The sequence below is a fragment of the Streptomyces sp. NBC_00876 genome (genome assembly GCF_045207435.1).
GTDB lineage: Bacteria > Actinomycetota > Actinomycetes > Streptomycetales > Streptomycetaceae > Streptomyces.
This window is the reverse complement of sequence record NZ_CP108800.1, coordinates 4,588,187-4,604,447: the sequence shown is the minus strand read 5'-3', so window position 1 is coordinate 4,604,447 and position 16,261 is coordinate 4,588,187. Positions and strand designations below refer to the sequence as shown.

General features: G+C 69.7%; 13 protein-coding genes and 2 pseudogenes. 7 read left to right on the top strand and 8 right to left on the bottom strand.

Annotated features, from left to right (window positions below; all coding sequences use genetic code 11):
* Positions 1 to 17: 17 nt before the first annotated feature.
* Both OG782_RS20065 and OG782_RS20060 read right to left on the bottom strand, forming a co-directional pair.
* A pseudogene (locus OG782_RS20065) lies at positions 18 to 1,257 on the bottom strand (IS110 family transposase).
* A gap of 871 nt (positions 1,258 to 2,128) precedes the next feature.
* Positions 2,129 to 4,219 (bottom strand): ABC transporter permease, encoded by a 2,091-nt coding sequence (locus tag OG782_RS20060; RefSeq protein ID WP_406452853.1) that lies wholly within the window; start codon positions 4,217 to 4,219, stop codon positions 2,129 to 2,131.
* 253 nt (positions 4,220 to 4,472) lie between these two features.
* On the opposite strand from OG782_RS20060, the gene OG782_RS20055 reads away from it, so the two are divergent.
* Positions 4,473 to 4,646, top strand: coding sequence for a hypothetical protein (locus OG782_RS20055; protein ID WP_406452851.1), 174 nt, complete (start codon positions 4,473 to 4,475; stop codon positions 4,644 to 4,646).
* Here the strand turns inward: OG782_RS20055 and OG782_RS20050 are convergent.
* From OG782_RS20050 to OG782_RS20035, 4 genes and pseudogenes are all read right to left on the bottom strand, one after another.
* A pseudogene (locus OG782_RS20050) lies at positions 4,626 to 5,105 on the bottom strand (ATP-binding cassette domain-containing protein); the annotation flags it as partial. The gene OG782_RS20055 and the pseudogene OG782_RS20050 overlap by 21 nt on opposite strands.
* Before the next feature lie 207 nt (positions 5,106 to 5,312).
* Positions 5,313 to 5,684 carry a hypothetical protein gene (locus OG782_RS20045; RefSeq protein ID WP_406452849.1) on the bottom strand — a complete coding sequence of 124 codons (372 nt, stop codon included), beginning with the start codon at positions 5,682 to 5,684 and terminating at the stop codon, positions 5,313 to 5,315.
* Between the two features lie 294 nt (positions 5,685 to 5,978).
* Positions 5,979 to 6,173 carry a DUF397 domain-containing protein gene (locus OG782_RS20040; RefSeq protein ID WP_398969687.1) on the bottom strand — a complete coding sequence of 65 codons (195 nt, stop codon included), beginning with the start codon at positions 6,171 to 6,173 and terminating at the stop codon, positions 5,979 to 5,981.
* A 14-nt stretch (positions 6,174 to 6,187) separates the two neighbouring features.
* On the bottom strand, positions 6,188 to 7,042 hold the full coding sequence (locus OG782_RS20035; RefSeq protein WP_406452847.1) for a helix-turn-helix domain-containing protein: 855 nt from the start codon (positions 7,040 to 7,042) through the stop codon (positions 6,188 to 6,190).
* Positions 7,043 to 7,288: 246 nt separating this feature from the next.
* Between OG782_RS20035 and OG782_RS20030 the strand changes: the two genes are divergently transcribed.
* Together OG782_RS20030 and OG782_RS20025 are read left to right on the top strand one after the other, a co-directional pair.
* Entirely contained in the window at positions 7,289 to 7,750 is a 462-nt protein-coding gene (locus OG782_RS20030) for an ATP-binding protein (protein WP_406452845.1), read from the top strand.
* Between the two features lie 261 nt (positions 7,751 to 8,011).
* Positions 8,012 to 9,109: a cell wall protein gene (locus OG782_RS20025; protein WP_406452843.1), complete on the top strand. Its 1,098-nt coding sequence runs from the start codon at positions 8,012 to 8,014 to the stop codon at positions 9,107 to 9,109.
* A gap of 54 nt (positions 9,110 to 9,163) precedes the next feature.
* On the opposite strand, the gene OG782_RS20020 is transcribed toward OG782_RS20025, so the two are convergent.
* Together OG782_RS20020 and OG782_RS20015 are read right to left on the bottom strand one after the other, a co-directional pair.
* Complete coding sequence (locus tag OG782_RS20020) at positions 9,164 to 10,057, bottom strand: phosphatidylinositol-specific phospholipase C (RefSeq protein ID WP_406452841.1); 894 nt, start codon at positions 10,055 to 10,057, stop codon at positions 9,164 to 9,166.
* A gap of 167 nt (positions 10,058 to 10,224) precedes the next feature.
* A complete protein-coding gene (locus tag OG782_RS20015) occupies positions 10,225 to 12,093 on the bottom strand; it encodes a bifunctional metallophosphatase/5'-nucleotidase (protein ID WP_406452839.1) in 1,869 nt (622 codons plus the stop codon).
* Positions 12,094 to 12,773: 680 nt separating this feature from the next.
* Between OG782_RS20015 and mshD the strand changes: the two genes are divergently transcribed.
* From mshD to OG782_RS19995, 4 genes are all read left to right on the top strand, one after another.
* Positions 12,774 to 13,712 carry a mycothiol synthase gene (gene mshD / locus OG782_RS20010; protein ID WP_406452837.1) on the top strand — a complete coding sequence of 313 codons (939 nt, stop codon included), beginning with the start codon at positions 12,774 to 12,776 and terminating at the stop codon, positions 13,710 to 13,712.
* Positions 13,713 to 13,806: 94 nt separating this feature from the next.
* Positions 13,807 to 14,214: a GntR family transcriptional regulator gene (locus OG782_RS20005; RefSeq protein ID WP_406452835.1), complete on the top strand. Its 408-nt coding sequence runs from the start codon at positions 13,807 to 13,809 to the stop codon at positions 14,212 to 14,214.
* A complete protein-coding gene (locus tag OG782_RS20000) occupies positions 14,214 to 15,119 on the top strand; it encodes an ABC transporter ATP-binding protein (protein ID WP_406452833.1) in 906 nt (301 codons plus the stop codon). The genes OG782_RS20005 and OG782_RS20000 overlap by 1 nt, the downstream gene beginning before the upstream one ends.
* Positions 15,116 to 16,093, top strand: a complete 978-nt coding sequence (locus OG782_RS19995; protein WP_406452831.1) for a hypothetical protein — start codon at positions 15,116 to 15,118, stop codon at positions 16,091 to 16,093. Before OG782_RS20000 ends, OG782_RS19995 begins: the two co-directional genes overlap by 4 nt.
* Positions 16,094 to 16,261: the final 168 nt, after the last annotated feature.

Here is a 16,261-nt window from a genome sequence, read left to right as displayed (position 1 = left end):
TGAGTCGGCGGGATCACCTACGCCACCGCCAGTGCTGGGGCCTGCGGCGTCGGGAACGCGGTGCGTTCATCGAACAGATGACCGTTCTTGAGGCAGTGGTGGAGCTGGCCCAGCATCCGGTTGAACAGATTGCGCTGGCCAGCGGCGTGCCAGTCTCCGTGGTCGTCACGTCGCCGCCGGTAGTCGGCTTTGGCACCTGGCGAGGCAGTGATCGCTGAGAACGCCCAGAGGTAGCCGGCGTGGTTGAGCCGGTCGTTCTTCACCCATCGTCTGGTGATGCTGGACTTCTTGCCAGAGGCCCGGGTGACGGGTGAGGCGCCGGCGTAAGCCTTCAGGCCGCGGGCGTCCGCGAAGCGGGTGCGATCGTCTCCGATTTCGGCCAGCATCCGGGCAGCAAGCTGGATACCGAGGCCGGGGAAGCTGAGGATAATTTCGGAGTCCGGGTGCTGCGGGAACGCCTCCTCGACGGCCTGGGCGAGGTCGTCGGCAGCGATGCAGGCGGCCGTGAGCTGTCCGAGGAGGGCGAGCGTCTGCTTGCCGAGCGCGTCCTCGACAAGCTCGGGCTGACGGGCCCAGTCGGTGCGGAACGCCTCGCGCAGCCGCTCGACGTCCGACTCGATGCCGCGCTTGCGGCCCGCACGCTTGAGAGCCGCCGTAATCTGGGTGCGAGTCAGGCTCGCGGCCTTGGCCGGTGTCGGCGCGAGCTTCATCAGCTCTCGGGCCTCCGGCCGGCACAAGCCGTTGTCCCACTTGGCGAAGGCATCCAGAGCAGCGGGGTAGTACTCGCGCAGCAGCGAGCGGAGCTGGTTGGCGACCTGCTGCCGGTTCCAGACCGCGTCCTGCTGAGCGCGGGCCAGTACGGCGATGGCACGGGCCAGGTCGCTGTCGTTCGGCAGCGGCCGGTGGGCATGCATATCCGTGCGCAGGATGTTCGCCAGGACCAGGGCGTCGCCAGGGTCGGACTTCTTGCGGGACACCGCGTGCCGGTCGCGGTAGCGGGCGGCAGCCATCGGGTTGATCGCGAACACCTTCCGCTTGCCTGCCCGACAGCACCGCGACCAGCAGACCGCGGGAGGTCTCTATCGCGACCGGAATCGGGGTCTCCTCCGTGTCGCCGTACTCGGCCAGCAGGTCCATCAGGCTGCTGTAGCCGGCCGCGTCGTCGGTGATGTGTCGCTTTGCAAGTAGCTGACCGGTGTCGTCGACCAAGGCAACGTCGTGTGTCCTCTCCGCCCAGTCGATGCCGCAGTAGATCAACCTTTCCTCCCCAGGGATGCAATGTTTGCGCTGGTTGCGAGCGCATGCGGGCCACGCAGCGACCTAATTCCAGGACTCGACCATCCGGTCGGTCCGCCACCTCACTAGCCGTTCGTGGCACCAGCGCACCCCACGGGCCTCGGTCTTCTCGGGAGCTCTGACGGCTCTGGACTATCAGGAGGTCGCCGTGCGGCGGGCTCACGCCACCAACACCAACGAGTGATCAAGCGGACAGTGTTGACGGTGATGGCGACCTCGAAGACACCGAACGCCGCCGCTCTGGATAAAGGGATCGAGTGCCCAGACGGCTCCAGGCGTACGGTCGGTGCCCGCGAGGCTGCCACCACCTGCGCTGTGGAAGACCGGGACGACAGAAGAGCATCGGTCCCCGGCGCTCGAACGGGCAGTGGCAACCCCCGGCTCCCACTGACCGTTACCAAGGAATTAGGACGGCTCGGAGGCCGTGATCACACCTGACACGGTCAAGATCATCGCAGAGCAAGATCACTTACGGGACGGCCCTTAACCTCGTACTTTAGTGACGCTTCACCAGATGAACTGGTGGGCCGTTTCGCCTTGTTGTACGGGGCGCGGGCAGGCTGACTGCCCGGCTGACACGTCGGGTGGGCACCGGACACCAGCCGCGGCGAGATCGTATTGCTCGTCGGGACGGGTGTTTACTGGTGACGGGATCCAGCGGCTGCCGCTTGCGACTGCTTCCCGCGACGGCTACGAGCGCACCGAGTTCATGCACTGGGTGAATGCCAACCAGGATTCGGGCAACACCCGAGCCGAGTTGACGGGCGGGCCACAGCTCGACGGCACCCGCCATCCACAACTTCAAGTGACCAGGACTCGCTCGCTCCGGCAATCAGTCACCGCGCGGGCGCCAGCTGCGGGCCTGCCGAACCGCCACGGTGCATGCCCATAGCCACATGAGAACGCCGATGACCAGGACGGTACTCGCAGCCGACGAGGTCAGTTCACGAGTGAGGAAGGCGTCGTCAGTGTCGGAGACCGGGTCCGCCAGGCCGGCAGCGACAGCGCTCCCTGCAAGTCCTGCCAGGAGGAGCGGCATGAAGACGGACCATGCAGCACTTGTGCGGAACACGCGGAGTCCACCGGTCAATACGGAAAGGGGCGCGAGCGCCCTCCCGTGGCGCAGGAACTCTGCCATGGCACTGAGGCCCGCGGTGACTGTGAGCACCGCGACGCCGACCAGGCCGAGCAACGTACTCCAACGCCCCTGATCCCGATTGGGGATTCCGGCAGTCAGCTCATCCTCCCCGGGAGAGCCGGCCCGCGCTCCGCGCGGAAACACCTCGTGGGCCAGCCGCTTGACAGCAGCGACGGAAACGGCACGCCCGTCACGACGTACGAGCACGAGGGAACCCTCCTCGGTGGAGGCAGCCGCACGGCGAGCGAGGGTTCCTGAGTCGATACGGCGTACCTCCGTCACCAGCGCGTCGTGCGGGGTCCATCTGATCAGTTCCTGCAGCCTGGGGTCTTGTGGCGCCCCGCTGAGGCGAGCTGTGAGTGCGGGGCACTGAAGGTGGAAGGCGGCCAGCGCCGGGCAGTCACCGGAGAGCCTCATGGGCCCAGCGCCCCCGACGCCGCCGGCCGGTCCTGCAAGGAGCACGGCTTCGGTATTGTCCGGCAGGCGATTCAGGAACGTCGCCATGTCCGCGTCCGACACTTTGCCCCGGACACCGACGGTGAGAGCACTGTTCCCGATTCGATTGAGGGTGTGCTGTGCGTCCGCGCTCTGTGCGCCGAACAGTCCCTGCCAGGCGACCGCTTGCATGAGGACGATCAGCGCCACCGTGATGCCGGTGACCAGCCGGGCGGTGCTGCCGGGGTAAGTGCTGGTGCGGCGCCCTGCCACGAGAGTCCCTGCCAGGCCGTGTGCCCGTCCCAAGCGGGTGAGGACTCGACCGGTAGCTGCGGTGGCGGCAGCCATGGCCGCCGGCAGGGTCAGGACGGTGCCCGCAATACCTGCCCAGCTGACCAGGGCACGCGGCCCGGAGTCGGATCCGGCAAGGTCAGGGCCACGCACGGCGACAAGGAACATGACGGGGAACAGCACTGCAATGCGAGGCAGCCAGACGGAGGCGACCGGGTTGTGGGGACGCGTTCCCGCGGTACCTCGACGCGGGACGAGCTCGGCCAGGACGACAGCCGCGAACACCGTCACAAGGGCGACGGCAGGTGCGAGACCAACCCACCAGCCGTGCTGACGCACATACTCGCTGGACAGGACGTAGCCGGTGTAAGGGAGGCGGAGGTCCTCAAGCATGGCCCACGCGACAACCGCACCGCCGAGCAGCGCACCGAGCAGTACGGGTCGCCCCGCTTCGCCGACAGCCACCAGGGCACGGTCCGTCCGGCGCCCGCCGAGCGCAGCGACCAGCGCGGTCCTGCGGTCGCGGGCGTGAGCCCCCGTACGCACGGCAATCAGCAGCAGCGCCAGGCCCGGCAGACCGAGCATGCCGGCCAGGCCGGCCCGGAACATCCACTCGGGCTTGTCGTCCATGCGCCCTGAACCGGGTTCCAGACCATCGGCGAATATCCCGCCGGCCGCCGGCCCGAAGCCGGTGACGACAGAACTCGGTGGCTTTTCGCTGAGGCCGTCGCGCGGACGGACGTAGGCGAGCCATTCTGTCGGCTCGTCGAGGCCGGACGGCTTGATGGAGCCGGCCAGTTCGCCAAACCGGTGGTCGATGTCCTCCGCCGCACCCGCCTTCCTCAAGGCCGGTGACAGTACAGCCTGACCGGGCGCCGGCCAGTGGTCCACACCCGGCGGCAGCGGAGCGCCGTTCCCGCGCGGAGCCAGGAACACGACGCTGAACCGCCTCTCGTTCACCAGCGAGTCGGAGCCCACCAGCCACGTGGTGGACGCCTGGCGGCTCGCGTTCTCCTGAACCACCGGGGTTCTCGCGACCCGGCGCTCCTCCTTGCCCACATACACGGCGTGGACCGCGGCCAGGCCGGCCAACGTGACAGACAGAACCACGGTGGCGAGGAGCAGGGCGACGACACGGACGCCCCCCCGCCTCCGCCCGCCGACCGGCAGCCCGCCCGACCCCCAGGAGCCGCCGAGACAGCCCTCCCCCGGGCAACCCGGCCATCACCGCCCCCCCAAGGGCAGCGGCCGACTCCAGGATCCCGGCCGAAAGATGCAGTGCGCGGTCCGCACGCGCCGCGATGCCCGGATCATGCGTAACCACCAGCAGGCCGCACGCATACTGCCGCGGCAGATCGAACAGCAAGTCGGCGGTCTTGTCACGGGCCTCGGAGTCCAGCGCACCGGTCGGCTCGTCCGCCAGCAGCAACACCGGCTCGTTGATGAGCGCGCGGGCCACCGCCGTACGCTGCCGCTCCCCGCCTGAGAGCTCCTGACTCGTCGCAGCGCGCGGAACCCCCAGCTCGTCCAGAAGCCGCTGCGCCCGCTCCCGCACCTCACCACCTCGGCCGTTGCGGGCCAGCAGAGCGGCCAGGTACACATTGTCCAGTGGGCTGAGTTCGGGAAGGAGTTCACCGAACTGGAAGACCATGCCGATCGACTGTGCGCGTACCCGGGCCAACCTCGCACCCCGAAGACCCGTAATTGGCGTACCGGTCACCGCCACCGCTCCGCCATCAGGCTTGATCAGGCCGAGGACACATGACAGCAGCGTGCTCTTCCCGGAGCCGCTCGGCCCGGTCACGGCGATCGACTCACCTGCTGCCAGCGACAGAGAGAGGCCGTCGAACAGCGTCCGCCCCCCGATCGCATAGCTGAGGCCCACTATCTCCAGAACCGGCTGCGCTTCCGCCACATCACCCTGAGCCGTGCCCACTTGCCTCATCCTCACTGTGCTGGACCCCCAACTGCGTTACCCAGTGGCGCACTCCGGAGCGCCTCTTCGCGTCATGGTCGCTGGCGTCCGTCACCAGGATGGTCGTCCAGACCGCAACGGTCCGGCGTGCTGTTGAGGTTTGACGCAAATGGTCACCCTAGAAAGGCAGTTGGTCGAGAACCAAGATGTCGCTCATCGACCCGGGAGACACCCTCCTCAGTCCCCGAGCACAGCCAGCCGGGTCCGGCCGCCGACGTGCAGGACCGCGTAGGGGCGCACCGTCCACTCGATCCACGCACCCCGATGGCTGAGTGAGAATCCGCAGGGCTCACCCCGGTGCAGCGACCCGAGAGCGCCGATGCAGCCTCCGCCGTCGACCCAGCTCAGGGCCCGATGCCGTTCCAGGAAAGGCAGTTCGGGAGCCAGCGAGTGGACGTCGAGCCGGATCCGCCGGATCGCGTCCGCCGGGCTCGGGGTGGAAGAGCGGTGGATCTCCGCCATCTCGTCCGCCTCTATCGTCCGGAACGTAATCCGTTCGCACCAGAACGCTTGCGCGGCGGGGCTCTCGGGTTCGGAATCGCTCAGCACGTCGCCTCCTGACGCTGGCCAGGACCCTCCTGCCCGCCACCGGCGTGACGAGCGACGAGCGAGGAGGGTCCCTCGAAACCCCCTCATCCGGCGCAGAGCAAGGGGAGTTGGGGCACCACCAAGCCTTCCCGTGGCGCCACATCGCGAAGCTAGTGCGTGATGCGAGGCGGTATCAAGCGTTTGACGTCTAACGAGTGAGAGTCCGGAACCCATGACACTTCGCACCGATCGGAGCGGGCGACCCCCAGCCCTGCGCCGGTGGGGGGCCGCCCGAAGAGGCGAAGAAGCGCTCGGCTACACCATGTCGTCGAACTCGCCGGCCTTCGCCCCGCCCAGGAACGCCTGCAACTTCACGCGAGTCGTACGGACGACCACGTCCGGGTTGTCACTCTCCCGTATGAGGATCTCCCCTCCGCTCTCTGCGAGTTCGAGGCAGTTGTCGCCGTCGGCATCGGCGGACTTGGACGACTTGCGCCACTGAATATCCATGGGTTCTCACGCCTTCATACTTGCTCTGCGACTTCCTTGATGAAGTCTCTTGAACTCTGCGGATCGAGCGATCGGCCTTCCGTTCGGTCAAGCACCGCACGGAAGGTCAGAAGACGCGCCTCGGCATCCACGAAACCGGAGCCACTCGGCGTGTCCGTCTGCACCGTGTCGAGCTGCGTGACCGGGCCGTAGACATAGTGAGTGGAGCTCCCCGAGTTCGGGAAGCCGCCCGCCGAGAACGGGATCACCCGAACCGTGACGTTGTCCCGCTCCGACTCCTTCAGCAGGTGGTCGAGCTGCCCGACCGTGACCTTGCGCCCTCCGTACCGCATCCGCAGGGCCGCCTCGTGGATCAGAAAGACGCACGCGGGAGGGTCGTCCGGCCGGTCCAGAACGTCCCGCCGCCTCAGGCGGTGCGACAGCCTGCGCCGCAGGCCCGCCGGGGTCGGAGCGGGCAGCGCTTCCGCGTACACGGCTCGCGCGTAGTCCTCGGTCTGGAGCAGGCCGGGCATATGCATGATCTGCACGGACCGGAATCCGCTCGCATGGTGTTCCAGTTCCGCCAGGTCGAGCGCGCTCACGGAGAGCTCACCGCGGTAGTCCTCCCACCACCCCTTTGTGCGTTCCTCAGCCATATCGACGAGTGCGTCGACATACGCCGGGTCGGGGCAGGCATAGGCGGCTGCCCATGTACGCACTCGCGCACCGCTCACTCCGAATCTTCCCGACTCGGTGTTGCTGATCGTGGTGCGGTCCGTACCCAGCAGGGCAGCGGCTTCGGTCGCCGTCAGACCGGTGCGCTCACGCATCTTGCGCAGTTCGGCGCCCAGTCGACACTGCCGTGCGGTAGGGGGCTTCCTGGGTGGCATCAGCCTCTCCTCTTGTCGAATCCCAGTGTGTCCGCATCCCTCGAAGGGGTCTACTTCCTGCATGGGTTATGAGTTTTTCCACAACACTTGATACTCGACGCTACGGTGATTCCCACGCCGCTCCGCACGCCGGGAGAGACGAAGGGCTGTCTCACAGAGGTGCGTTGCTCCCTGCCCACGTACGGCCATTGCCACGGTTCAACGAGCGGCACCCCCGTTCCGACCGCATCGCGCTGGGAGAACTGCATGACCAACCACGTCACAAAGCCCTTACCGATCAATCCCTTTGGTGGTGAGACCTACCGGCTCACCCTGCCGAGCACCGCCGTCGCGGCCAAACTCGCGCGCGACTTCGTCACTTCACTGCTGGGCGTCAGCAGACACCACGACCTGGTCGAGGACGCGCAGGTCTGCGTATCCGAAGTGGTCACCAACGCCCACCGCCACGCCAGTACGCCACTGATCCGGGTCCACGTCGCGGTCAACCGCAAGCGGGTCACCGTCGCCGTCGCGGACGACGGGCCCGCGGATCCCACGCTCCTGCGTGCACTGTGCGCGGAGCCCGAACAAGAGCGCGGGCGAGGGCTGTTGCTCGTGGAGAGCCTCGCTCTCGCCTGGGGAGCGAACACCGCAGGCGAACTCCAACCCGGCTGCAAGGTCGTCTGGTTCACGCTCGGACAGCCCTACCCGAACAGCGGTCAGACGTAGCTTCCGGCCACGCACCGCAGGCGGGGGCGGGGGTGGCAGACCATCCGGCACACCACCACCGCCCCGCCTTGATCCACCGACAGGCCCGCCCTCGGCCTGCCCCAACCCCCACGGACCGTAATGCGCCGCACCACCGGCGCGGCCTCGCGCCGCGCTCCTTCGCCATGCCCGGATCCGGCATGGATACCCGTTCCCCGCGCCTCGCAGGAGGTCGGCACGACCGCTGCCCGGCGCACCCGGCCGCACGCGTGGCTGCCTGCCGTGACGTGGCTGGTCGGCGCCGGACTGCACCCGCGCGCAACGGGGACGACGCTGACCGTGGCGCGGGATCTCGCGGCGCGGATGGACTACCGGCGGGGATTCGTGCTGTACGACCTCGAAGGCACGGCCGCCCGGTGCGGGGTGTCGACGGCGACGGTGAAACGCCATGTCCGGGTACTGCGGGAGCTGGGCGCGCTGGCATGGCACCGGCACGGCACGAAGAAGAACCTTCGGCTCCCGGGCCGCCCGTACACGGCCACGGCCACGATCTACGCCGCGACGGTCCCGGCCGCGTACGACGAGGCGGTGGGGCACCGGCTCGACGGGACCGGGTACCGGGCCCGAGTGACCGGAGTGACGGACGAGGGGCGGGCGCTCGCGGCCCAGGCTGCCACCCGGACGAAGCCACACCCTGTGGACAACGGGCGGCCGCACGCCCATGCTCGCGCGGAGCCTGCACCCCATTCTTCTGGGCGGCACCACGACGTAGCTGTTGGAGATCTGGGCGGGGGGTTGAACTACACCTCACGTACGTGCGCGCCGCGCGCGAGGGCGACAGCTCCCAGGAGGCCCGTGCACGACGGAAGTTCGTTACCCCGATCCCCGTGGCAGGTGGCCCGTGACGTCCACATCGCGCGGCAGGTCCGGCCGCTCGTCGGCTGGACCCAGCCGGAGGGGCTGCGCCGTCTGGGCTTCGCACTGCGACCGCTGATCGACCGGGGCCTGGAGGCCCACGACATCGCCGCCGAACTGCTCGGGATGGCCGTCGCCTGGCGCCCCGCACGGCCGGCCGCGTACATCGCCGCCGCTCTCGCCCGGGACCGGCGGATCGAAACGACCCGCCCGGCGGACCATGAACCCCCGGCCGACCCCGCCGCGCACCAGGAATGGCAGCAGTGGCTGACCAGCAGGCGACCGGTCATCGCGCCACGCACGGACGACGACCGCCGCCACGCCCGCCTCTACGCGTGGGACCGGTGGTACGAGGTGGCCGCCCACTACGACGACGATCCCGACGACGCCCTGGACCTCTACGGGACCCGGCTGTGCGCGTACGCCGTCAAACGGTCCGCACGCGTCGCCGGGTCTCCACAGTGAGCCGTAACGCCGTTCTCAGGCCGCCGGGTCCCCACCGTGACCCGAAACGGCCGCTCAGGCAGCCGGATTGTGCCGGATCAGCGACTCCACGAGCCCCGACCGCGTCGCCGGGAAGTCCAGCGGCACGATGCCGAGCCCGGTCCAGCCGGCCGTCCCCGAGGAGTCGAGGAACGACTGGACCTGCGGGTTGAGCCGGTCCGCGTTCCAGCGGGGCGGCATCAGGGCGGCGGTGCTCACGTAGTTCATGAAGAGCTTGCCCGGCTGCGCGGCCGCCTTGCGGAACTGGTCCTCGATCTTGGGGTACTTGGCGAACGGCTCCGCCATGTAGTCGTCCTGGATGTCGAAGAGCGCCGGATCGGCGTACCGCACCCCGGGCAGACCGCCGTTGTCGGCGAGCAGCACCACCTTGCCGCGGGCCCCGCCCAGCGTGGGCAACGCGGAATCGATGTGGAACAGCGGACGCCAGCCCTTGGTGTCGAGGTACAGATCGAAGATCCGGCGGAACGCGTCGTTGCTCTCCTCCGAGTACTCCTGCTTGACCCGCATCAGCACGGTCTCGGTGGGCCGCTGGGCCAGGAAGTCCCAGCAGGCGCCGAGGACGTCGCCGAACATCAGGTTCTGGTACGAGGCTCCGTGGTGGATCGCGAACGAGTCACCGGTGATCCGGCACCGTACGTCGAGGAAGCGGATACCGCTGTTCAACTGCTCGGCGATCGTGGTGTTCTGGCACTCGGTCCAGGGGCCGCCGTAACGGGCTCCGGAGTCGTGCGTGCCCGGGATCGTCAGGCGCTGGAGCGCGGTGGCGTCCGCGATCCCGCTCATCCAGTCCTGGGTGGTCAGGGCCTGCCGGGCCGACGCGCGGGCGGGCGCCGTGCCGATGAGGGCGGTGGCGGAAGCGGCCAGCGCTCCGGCCAGGAAGGTCCGACGGTTGGCGGTGTACGGGCTCATGCGGGGACGCCTCCGGGGGCCGTGTGGGGTCAGCTCCCGGATTATGACCCGTACACATCACGTACGGAACAGGGGCGGGGGTACGGCGCCCCGGCGGCGGCGCAAAACAGAGGATGCGCGGGCCGGGGCCTTCGCCCCCGCCCGCGCATCCTCTGTGCCGTACGTCCCTACTGAACGACCGTGATCCGGTCCGTCGCCGGCGGGGCCAGCGGCGCGGCGGCCGTGGAGTGCGCGGCCAGGTAGGCGTTGAACAGGTCCAGGTCGGAGGCGCCGACCAGCTTGTTGGTGCCCGCGCCGAGGGCCGCGAAGCCGTCGCCGCCGCCCGCCAGGAACTCGTTCATCGCGACGCGGTACGACTTGGCGGGGTCGATCGCCTCACCGTTCAGCTTGATCGTGTCGGTGACGACGCGAGCCGCACCGGTCTTCGTCATGTCGAGCGTGTAGGTGAGGCCCTTGGAGATCTGGAGGATCTTCGGGCTGGCCTCGTTCGAGCCGCTGACCTGCTGCTGGAGCGCGGTCACGAGCTGCGCACCGGTCAGGTCGACGACGTTCATCATGTTGGTGAACGGCTGCACGGTGAAGGACTCCCCGTACGTCACGACGCCGTCGCCCTCACTGGCCGTCGCCTTGTACACCAGGTCCGCACGGATGCCGCCCGGGTTCATGAACGCGACGACCGCCCCGCCCTTGTCCGCCGGGGCCAGACCCTCAAGCTGCGCGTCGGCGATCAGGTTGCCGAGCGGCTTCTCCGGGGCCGTGGAGCCGCGGCCGTTGATGTCCGCGGAGATGAAGCCCTGCGGCCGGTTCGAGATCGGCGCCGCGAGGGTGTTCCAGCGGGCGATCAGTTCCGTCATGTCGGTGGCCTTGGCCTGGTCCCGCGTGACGATGTGGTTCGCCGAGACCGGGTTCGCGGGCGCGGGGTGGTGCTTCGAGGAGCCGTTCGACGTACCGGAGCCCTTCACCGCGGTGCGCACGATGTCCTTGGTGCGGCGGTCGTACGTCAGCGTCGTGTCCGTGTACAGCTTGCCGAACGACGAGGCCGACGTGACCAGACGCGGGTTGCCCGCCGGGTCCGGGATGGTGCACACGTACGCCTGGTGGGTGTGGCCCGTCACCAGCGCGTCGACCTTGGGCGAGATGCCCTTGGCGATGTCGGTGATCGGCCCGGAGATGCCGTCACCGGCGCCCGGGCTGTCGCAGTTGTAGTTGTACGAGGACGAGGCCGGGGCGCCGCCCTCGTGGATGAGCGCGACGATGGACTTGACGCCCTGGCGGTCCAGCTCCTTGGCGTACTTGTTGACCGTCTCGATCTCGTCGTGGAACTTCAGGCCCTTGACGCCGTTGGCCGTGACGATGTTCGGCGTGCCCTCCAGGGTCACCCCGATGAAGCCGATCTTGACGCCGTTCTTCTTCCACACGGTGTACGGCTTGAGGATCGGCTTGCCGGTCTTCTCGTCCGTCACATTGGCCGCGAGGTAAGGGAAGTCGGCGCCCTCGAACTTCTTGTCCTGCTCGTAGCACCCCTCGACCGGGTGGCAGCCGCCGTTCTGGAGACGGGTCAGCTCGGTGCGGCCCTCGTCGAACTCGTGGTTGCCCACGCTCGTCACATCGAGGTCGATCTTGTTGAGCGCCTCGATGGTCGGCTCGTCGTGGAAGAGCCCCGACAGCAACGGGCTCGCGCCGACCATGTCGCCGCCGGCCGCGGTGATGGAGTACGGGTGCCCCTGGCGCGCGGCGCGCAGCGAGGAGGCGAGGTACTCGACGCCACCGGCCGGAATGCTCTTCGTCGTGCCGTCGGCCTGCGTCTCGGTGACCGAGCCGGCCGAGCCGGCCGGCGGCTCCAGGTTGCCGTGCAGGTCATTGAAGGACAGCAGCTGCACGTCGACGGTCCGGGCCGGCGTGTGGTGGCCGTGGCCCCTGCCGTGCCCGTGGGCTTCGGCCGGCATGGCGGCGACCAGCGCGCCGACGGTGGCAAGACCGGCCGCGGCGGCGAGCACCCGCCGGGACGCGCGGTTCTTCTGCGGTGTCGCTGACATCGGACCCCTTGTGAGTTCAGCGGGAGGTATGAGGGTGGTGGCAAGTCTGGAGACTGCGTGCCGCAGCCTAGAGTCAACGCGCGTAGCGCGACAGATGTTTGGGGTTACGAACTGGTTGCCGAGTGATCGGAACGGGTCCATTCACCCACATGGCGCATATATCCGATCGAACCGTCACCTTGGTGCGGGGTTCCGTCCTCAATCGCCGGACGGGCTTGATTGGTGCGGGTCCCCCCGCGGGGTGCGCCCCTGCCCGGTGGGTGGGGGTGGGGGCCCTCCGGGGAGACTCCTCAAAAATGGCGTGTGCACCCGACGACGAACAGATACCCGGGTCGTACGCCATTTTCTGCGGGGACTCCCCTGCACGCCCCCACCCCGCATCACCTGCGTCTGCACACCGGCCCTGATGACTGCCGCAGACGCACGACGGCCGGGTCCGGGGCCGTGCAGGGGAGTCCCCGCAGGACGACGAACATCGACCCGGGTCCATCACGTACCCGCGGAACGTTCGTCGTCCGAGGAGACGCCCCGGAGGGGCCCCGGACCCCCACCCACCGGGGTACGGCGAACCCCCGCGGGCGGACCCGCACCAAGCCCGTCCGGCGATTGAGGACGGAACCCCGCGCCCCGGGCCGGGGCAAGGCACAGGAACCCCACCCCCACCCCCGTACGCTCGACACATGACGACTGACGTACCCCTCCCCGCCCTCGGACGCGAGATCCAGACGCTCGACACCCTCTTCCCCGACCAGGCGGAAGCCGTCTCCGCCCTCCTGGCCGAGGCGGCGGAGTCCGACGGCAGGCAGGCCGTGTCCGAGCAGGGGCGGCTGCAGTTGCGGGGCGGGCACCGGGAAGGCGTACGGCACTTCCTGCTGACCTCCGGGGGCGTACTGGTCGGGTACGCGCAGCTGGAGGACACCGACCCCGTCGAGGCGCCGGCCGCCGAGCTGGTCGTGCACCCCTCGTACCGCGGACACGGGCACGGGCGGGCGCTCGGGGCGGCGCTGCTCGCCACCACCGGCAAGCGGCTGCGGGTCTGGGCGCACGGCGGGAAGGCCGCGGCGCGCCACCTCGCGCAGGTTCTCGGTCTCTCGCTCTTCCGGGAACTGCGCCAGATGCGGCGCCCGTTGAGCCCGCTGAACATCGCGGAGCCGGTGCTGCCGCCGGGCGTCACCGTCCGCACCTTCGTCCCCGGCCAGGACGACACCGCCTGGCTCGCCGTGAACAGCGCCGCCTTCGCCCACCACCCCGAGCAGGGCTCACTGACCCAGCGCGACCTCGACGACCGCAAGGCCGAGCCCTGGTTCGACCCGAAGGGCTTCTTCCTCGCCGAGCGTGCCACCGAGGACGGCGGCACCGAGCTGATCGGCTTCCACTGGACCAAGGTGCACGCCGACGAGCAGCTCGGCGAGGTGTACGTGGTCGGCATCCGGCCCGACGCGCAGGGCGGCGGCCTCGGCAAGGCGCTCACCGCGATCGGGCTGCACCACCTGGCCGCCCAGGGGCTGCCCACGGCCATGCTCTACGTCGACGCGGACAACACCGCGGCCGTGTCCGTCTACGAGCGGATGGGCTTCACCACCCACGAGGTGGACCTGATGTACCGCACGGAGTCCTGAACCCGTAAAAACAACTCACACCGGGGCGGCGTCACTTGACGCCGCCCCTTCCTTACGCCACCCTTTCACTACTCAATTAGTGAAAGGGGTGAACATGGCAGAGTCCGCAGCGGTCGAGTTCCGCATCGACCGGCGCAGCGGCGTCGCCACGTACCTCCAGATCGTCCAGCAGACGAAGCACGCCCTGCGGCTCGGACTGCTGGAGCCCGGTGACCGGCTGCCCACCGCCCGCGAGGTCGTGGAGGCCACCGCCATCAACCCGAACACCGTGCTCAAGGCCTACCGCGAGCTGGAGCGCGAAGGCCTCGTCGAGGCCCGGCGCGGACTCGGCACCTTCGTCACCCGGACCCTCGGCGGCGCGGCCGCCGCCGATGACGCCCCGCTGCGCGCCGAACTCGCCGACTGGGCGGACCGGGCCCGCGCGGCCGGCCTGGACAAGGACGACGTCAGCGCACTCTTCACCGCCGTGCTGGACAAGACTTTCGAGGGGGATCAGGCCTGATGACAGGCGCTGCGATCGAGGCGGACAGCCTCGGCATGAAGTACCGGGGCAAGGGCGGGGGCTGGGCGCTGCGCGACTGTTCGTTCCGGCTTCCCGCCGGGCGCGTGTGCGCGCTCGTCGGACCCAACGGTGCGGGAAAGTCCACCCTCCTGAGCATCGCCGCCGGATTCCTGCGGCCGGCCGAGGGGACGGTACGGGTGCTGGGCTCGTCGCCCGCCGAAGCCCGCAGCCGGATGGCGTTCGTGGCCCAGGACAAGCCGCTGTACCCGCGGTTGACGGTCGCCGAGACCCTGTGGGCGGGCGCCGAGCTGAACCCCGCCACCTGGGACCGGGACACCGCCGAGCGCATCGCCGAACCGCTCCCCGCGGGCGCGAAGGTGCGCACCCTGTCCGGCGGGCAGCGCACCCGGCTCGCCCTGGCCCTCGCGCTGGGCAAGCGGCCCGAACTGCTCCTGCTGGACGAGCCGATGGCCGACCTCGACCCGCTCGCCCGCCACCAGCTGATGGGCGCGCTGATGGCCGAGGCCGCGGAGCACGGCACCACCATCGTGATGTCCTCGCACATCCTCACCGAGCTGGAGGGCGCCTGCGACTACCTCCTGCTCCTGGACGGCGGCCGCGTCCGCCTCGGCGGCGAGACGGACGACCTGCTCGCCGCCCACACCCTGCTCACCGGCCCCGTACGGGACCTCGCCCCGCACACCGTGGTCGAGTCCCGCACCACGGGACGGCAGCTGACCGCACTCGTCCGCAAGGAGGGCCCGGTGGACGCGTCCTCCGGCTGGGAGACCGCCGAGCCGTCGCTGGAGGAGCTGCTGCTGGCGCACCTGCGGTCGCCGGGGGCGCCGGACCTGCTGACACCGGCGGCGGATACGCGGACCCCCGAGGCGGTGAGCGCGGCGTGAGCACCCTCGCCCTGCGCGGCCCCGCCCGCGTCGTCGTACGCCAGCACCGCCTCGTCCTCTGGACCACCGCGGCGCTCGCGCTCGCCGGAATCGCCCTGGTGACGGGGGCCTGGTGGTGGACGTCGGCCACCGCCGACACCTTCGCCGGCACCGGCTGCTCGGTGCAGCACACCGTCCACGGCTGCGGCATCGACGTCCGCCACTTCCTCAGCGTCGAGCTGTACTTCAGCCGCCTCCTGCGGTACGCGGGCGTAGTCATGACGGTCCTGCCGGCACTCGTCGGCATGTTCGTCGCCGGACCGATGATCGGCCGGGAGCTGGAGGACGGCACCTACCGGCTCTCCTGGAGCCAGTCCGTCTCTCCGGCCCGCTGGCTGGCCGCGAAGCTCGCCGTCTGCGCCGTCCTCACCGTGGTGGGAGTCTCCGTGCTGTCGGCTGTCTTCGCCTGGGCCTGGTCCCGGACGCACAGCACGCACTACCCGGCCCAGTGGTTCGAGCGGGAGGTCTACGGGGCGATGGGCCCCGTCCCCGTGGGCTGCGCCCTGCTCGGCCTCGGTCTCGGCGCACTCGCCGCGCTGCTGGTACGCCGCACGCTCCTCGCCATGAGCATCACGGCCCTGGCCTACGGCGCGGTGGTCGTGGCGCTGACCTCCGTACGCGACAGCCTGTGGCCGGTCGCTACCGTGGCCACGCCGCTGAACGCCACCCCGGCCGATCTTCCGGGCGGCACCCAGTACGTCGGCAGAGGGATGATGGCGGGAGAACAGCGGCTGCCCGACGGAACCTGCTACCGGGACCCCGTACCCGACGTGGACCGCTGCCTGGCGGACCACCACGTCACCGGCACGTACACCGACTACCACCCCGCCTCGCACTTCTGGCCGCTCCAGCTCGTCGAGACCGGCATCCTGCTCGTCCTCGCCGCCGCAGCGGTCGCCGTCGCCTTCCGGGTGCTGCGCCGCCGCCACGCCTGAGCGCCCCGCCGGCCGTGTCCGGGGGCCTCGGACCCCCGGACACGGCCACACCGCTTCCTGCATGTCATGTCGCCGTTACCGGGCATTCAGACGCCCTTGGGACCCTCTCAGGATGCAGCCAGCTGTGCCGACCCCCCGCAACGGGAGAAATCCCGGCAGAGAGCGTGC

Excerpts from the sequence above, each read along its gene's own strand:
- OG782_RS20055 (WP_406452851.1), top strand. The coding sequence starts at position 4,473 with ATGCGTAACCACCAGCAGGCCGCACGCATACTGCCGCGGCAGATCGAA.
- OG782_RS20040 (WP_398969687.1), bottom strand. The coding sequence starts at position 6,173 with ATGGATATTCAGTGGCGCAAGTCGTCCAAGTCCGCCGATGCCGACGGC.
- OG782_RS20035 (WP_406452847.1), bottom strand. The coding sequence starts at position 7,042 with ATGCCACCCAGGAAGCCCCCTACCGCACGGCAGTGTCGACTGGGCGCC.
- OG782_RS20030 (WP_406452845.1), top strand. The coding sequence starts at position 7,289 with ATGACCAACCACGTCACAAAGCCCTTACCGATCAATCCCTTTGGTGGT.
- OG782_RS20020 (WP_406452841.1), bottom strand. The coding sequence starts at position 10,057 with ATGAGCCCGTACACCGCCAACCGTCGGACCTTCCTGGCCGGAGCGCTG.
- OG782_RS20015 (WP_406452839.1), bottom strand. The coding sequence starts at position 12,093 with ATGTCAGCGACACCGCAGAAGAACCGCGCGTCCCGGCGGGTGCTCGCC.
- mshD (WP_406452837.1), top strand. The coding sequence starts at position 12,774 with ATGACGACTGACGTACCCCTCCCCGCCCTCGGACGCGAGATCCAGACG.
- OG782_RS20005 (WP_406452835.1), top strand. The coding sequence starts at position 13,807 with ATGGCAGAGTCCGCAGCGGTCGAGTTCCGCATCGACCGGCGCAGCGGC.
- OG782_RS20000 (WP_406452833.1), top strand. The coding sequence starts at position 14,214 with ATGACAGGCGCTGCGATCGAGGCGGACAGCCTCGGCATGAAGTACCGG.